This is a genomic window from Allobosea sp. CER48 (assembly GCF_044752385.1).
Lineage (GTDB): Bacteria > Pseudomonadota > Alphaproteobacteria > Rhizobiales > Beijerinckiaceae > Allobosea.
Window position 1 is genome coordinate 1 of record NZ_JBIWYK010000504.1, and the last position, 2,085, is coordinate 2,085.

Genomic DNA, 2,085 nt, shown 5'->3' on the forward strand with positions numbered 1-2,085 from the left:
CTGCCTGTCCTCATCCGGCGCCGCGCTCCGCATGGCTACACGGTCAGCACGATCTTGCCGATATGAGCGCTGGACTCCATAAGGCGATGGGCCTCGGCTGCCTGTGCCAATGGGAAGGTCGCATGGATCTGCGGCCTGCAGCGCCCGGCTTCCAGCAGCGGCCAGACCTTCTCGTGCAGCTCCACGGCAATGGCGGCCTTCTCGGCGATGGTGCGGGGGCGCAGCGTCGAGCCGGTATGGGTCAGGCGCTTCAGCATCAGGCGGCTGAAATTGGCCGTCGTCTTGGGGCCGTTCAGGAAGGCGATCTGGACGATGCGGCCCTGATCGGCCGCAGCCTCGTAGTTGCGGTCGATATAGTCCCCACCGACCATGTCGAGGATCAGGTCGACGCCACGCCCGCCGGTCGCCGCCCTGGCAGCAGCGACGAAATCCTCGGTGCGGTAATTGATCGCGTGGTCGGCGCCGAGCTCGCGGCAGGCCCGGCATTTTTCCTCCGAGCCGGCGGTCGCCAGCACCGTCGCGCCGAAAGCCCTGGCGAGCTGGATCGCCGTCGTGCCGATGCCGGAGGAGCCGCCATGGACGAGGAAGCTCTCGCCCGCCTGCAGGCGTCCGCGCTGGAACACGTTGGTCCAGACGGTGAAATAGGTCTCGGGGACAGCGCCCGCCTCGGCAAGCGAGAACCCGTTGGGCAGAGGCAACGCATTGCTTTCATCGACGACGGCAAATTCCGCATAGCCGCCGCCGGGCACGAGGGCGCAGACCTGCTGGCCGATGGCGTAGCGCCGGGCCCCTTCGCCCCGTGCCACGACGGTGCCGGCGAATTCGAGACCGGGGATATCGGAGGCGCCCGGCGGTGGGGTGTAGCCCCCCTGCCGTTGCAACACGTCGGGGCGGTTCACGCCGGCGGCGGCGATGGCGACGAGGATCTGGCCGGCGCCGGGGCGCGGAACGGGGCGGGTCTCCGGCCGCAGCACATCGGGGCCGCCGGGCGTGGCGATGCCGATCGCCGTCATCGTCTCGGGAATATCAGCCATGGCCTGTCGTCCTTCGTCATGGTGCGGTGCAGCGTGACTGCGGCCGCAAGTGGTCTAGCTTGCCGCGCGCAGTTTGAGCAGATGCGAGGCCGCCATGTCGATATTCCCGGAGGATGATCGCCCCAAGCCAAAGACCCTGCATGAGATCGGACAGGATCTCTCGATGCTTTCGCTCGCCGAGATCGACGAGCGCATCGCCATGTTGAAGACGGAGATCGAGCGCCTCGCCGAAGCGCGGGCGCGGAAGGATGCGTCCCGTTCCGCGGCAGATGCGTTCTTTCGGAAACTCGCCTGAAAAATGCGTCAAATGGAAACGCCCCGTTTACGGGGCGTTAATGATTCCAAAATATGAATCTCATCATCCAGTTTGTCTGGATGTCGAGTGGCTCCTGCCTACTCTGTTTGACGCCTCCCTGTTGACCTTCGAGCCGCCTCAAGGCGGCTCTTTTTTTGTCCGTCGCGTTCCCCTGCGCCTGCCTGGAGAGAGCCGATCGTTATCCCCTGCGGGCTGCCGGCCTTGATCTCGCCCCAGCGGTTTAGCCGCGTTAAGGTTAACGACATCCTACCAGCGTCCGAAAACATCATCGGCGCTATCCTTGCGACATCAGCGGCATGAACCGTGACGCGTGCCAAAGGCGCACGGGCCTGTGCCGATGGGAGACACCGCATGAACGATGCCCAGCTGCTTGATCTGCAGACTGAAGAGGGCGCAATTTCCTTCGCTCGCGGCTTCGTCCGCTCGGAGGCCTTCATGCTGCTGTTTCGCGAAGGCATGGGGCTGGTCGAGCAGACGGCCGGCTACCTTGACGGCGACGGGCGCAAGGAGGCGGCGGTGCTGCCGCGCGAGGTCGCGCTGACCTACGCCACCGAGAGCATGCGCCTGACGACCCGGCTGATGCAGATCGCCTCCTGGCTGCTGGTGCAGCGGGCCGTCGCCGAAGGCGAGCTGACCGCCGAGCAGGCGCGCAACGAGCACAACAAGGTCACGATCGGCGATCCGATGATCGCGCCTGCGGAGCATGTCGTCGCGCAGCTGCCGGAGCGGCTGCGC

General features: G+C 66.0%; 3 protein-coding genes. 2 read left to right on the plus strand and 1 reads right to left on the minus strand.

Annotation, left to right across the window (positions count from 1 at the left end; all coding sequences use genetic code 11):
• Positions 1 to 35: 35 nt before the first annotated feature.
• On the minus strand, positions 36 to 1,034 hold the full coding sequence (locus ACIPIA_RS14865; RefSeq protein ID WP_400510664.1) for an NAD(P)H-quinone oxidoreductase: 999 nt from the start codon (positions 1,032 to 1,034) through the stop codon (positions 36 to 38).
• 94 nt (positions 1,035 to 1,128) lie between these two features.
• Here ACIPIA_RS14865 and ACIPIA_RS14870 point away from each other — a divergent pair, with 94 nt between their 5' ends.
• Entirely contained in the window at positions 1,129 to 1,329 is a 201-nt protein-coding gene (locus ACIPIA_RS14870; protein WP_400510666.1) for a DUF1192 domain-containing protein, read from the plus strand.
• A 372-nt stretch (positions 1,330 to 1,701) separates the two neighbouring features.
• The coding region (locus ACIPIA_RS14875; protein WP_400510668.1) for a DUF1465 family protein at positions 1,702 to 2,085 on the plus strand (384 nt) is incomplete at its 3' end.

Excerpts from the sequence above, each read along its gene's own strand:
- ACIPIA_RS14865 (WP_400510664.1), bottom strand. The coding sequence starts at position 1,034 with ATGGCTGATATTCCCGAGACGATGACGGCGATCGGCATCGCCACGCCC.
- ACIPIA_RS14870 (WP_400510666.1), top strand. The coding sequence starts at position 1,129 with ATGTCGATATTCCCGGAGGATGATCGCCCCAAGCCAAAGACCCTGCAT.